1 protein-coding gene is annotated in these 1,410 nt (G+C 74.9%); it reads right to left on the bottom strand.

Features of this window, described 5'->3' with window-relative positions:
• A partial coding sequence (locus QQK25_RS22815; protein ID WP_284190022.1) for a histidine kinase occupies window positions 1-1,381 on the bottom strand: 1,381 nt, incomplete at its 3' end.
• Window positions 1,382-1,410 lie beyond the last annotated feature (29 nt).

Genomic DNA, 1,410 nt, shown 5'->3' with positions numbered 1-1,410 from the left:
CGCGGATGCGGGTGCCGCCGCCGTGGGGACTGGCGATGTCGAGCTGGCCGGCCACCGCGGCGACCCGCTCGCGCATGCCGGTGAGGCCGAAGCCGGCCTGGCCCGTGGCGGGCTCGATGCCGCGGCCGTCGTCGGAGACCTCGACCACCAGGCCGGATTCCTCACGCAGCAGGCGTACCCGGACGCGGCGGGCCTGGGCGTGGCGGACGATGTTGGTGCACGACTCCTGCACCACCCGGAGGGCGGTCAGGGTGATGTCGTCGGGCAGCGGATAGGGGCCGGCGAAGAGCTCGGACGACAGCTCGATGTCCGGGTGGCGGGTCTGCCACGCGGCGAGGTAGCTGCCCACGGCGTCGGCCAGGGTTTCCTCGTTGCTGCCGGCGGTGGGCGGGCGCAGGCGGGTGAGCAGGGTGCGCACGTCGTCGGGCATCCGCGAGGCCACGTCGCGGATCACTTCGGCGCTCTTGCTTACCGCGGGGTTGTCGGTGCAGCGCTGGACGATGGCGCCGGCCAGGGCGGCGACGGCAGTGATGCTCTGCCCGAGCTCGTCGTGGAGCTCGCGGGCGATGGCGCGGCGGTCGGCTTCCAGGCGTTCGGTGACGGTGCGGGCCACGGCCTGCTGCTGGGTGAGGCGGACGTTTTCGGCCACGGCCTGGTCGAGCTGGCCGGCCATGCCGTTGAAGGCCTGGGCGAGGCGGGCGAGCTCGGCCGGGCCGGTTTCGGGCAGGCGGGTGTCGAAGCGGCCCTGGCCGGCGTGGTCGAGGGCGGCCATCACGCTGCCGAGGGGGCGCAGGGCCCGGTCGAGGGCCAGCCAGCAGCCGGCAAAGAGCCCGGCCAGCGCCAGCAGGGCACGGCCGGCGGCAGCGGAGAGGTCGTCCCACAGATCCACCAGCGCCCGGGAGGCGTCGGGCTGGAGGGACAGGGTGAGCCGGCCGGCGGGAAGCTGCAGGGCCGGCATCTCGGGGCCGAGCCAATCGGCAAACCACGCGGGGGCGTCGTGGCCGGCCTTGTAGGCGGAGGGCGGCGAGCGGTACACCACGCTGCCCACCGGGTCGCGGGCTTCGAGGTGGTGGGCGCGGATGCGGCCGACGGCGGTGAGGTGGGCGATCAGGCGCTCCTCGCTCCATGCCGGGTCGCCTTCGGACGCCCCTCGGGCCGCGGCGCCCAGCCACTGGGCGGCCACCCGGTTGGCGGCGGTGACTTCCTCGGCGATGGCGATGCGCGCGTCGCGCACCCACATGGCCGCGCCAGCCAGCACGAGGGCCGCCGCCAGGGCGGTGAGTACGAGGCTCAGGCGCAGGCGCAGGGACATGGGGCGGGGGCCGCTGCGCGACTGCCAGCCGGTGTCGTCGGGCACGGCCGTGGTGGTGGCGTTGCTCACGATGATTTCTCCAGCTTGTAATGCACCGG

This window comes from Zoogloea oryzae (assembly GCF_030161255.1).
Classification (GTDB): domain Bacteria; phylum Pseudomonadota; class Gammaproteobacteria; order Burkholderiales; family Rhodocyclaceae; genus Zoogloea; species Zoogloea oryzae.
This window is presented reverse-complemented; position numbering and strand designations above follow the sequence as displayed.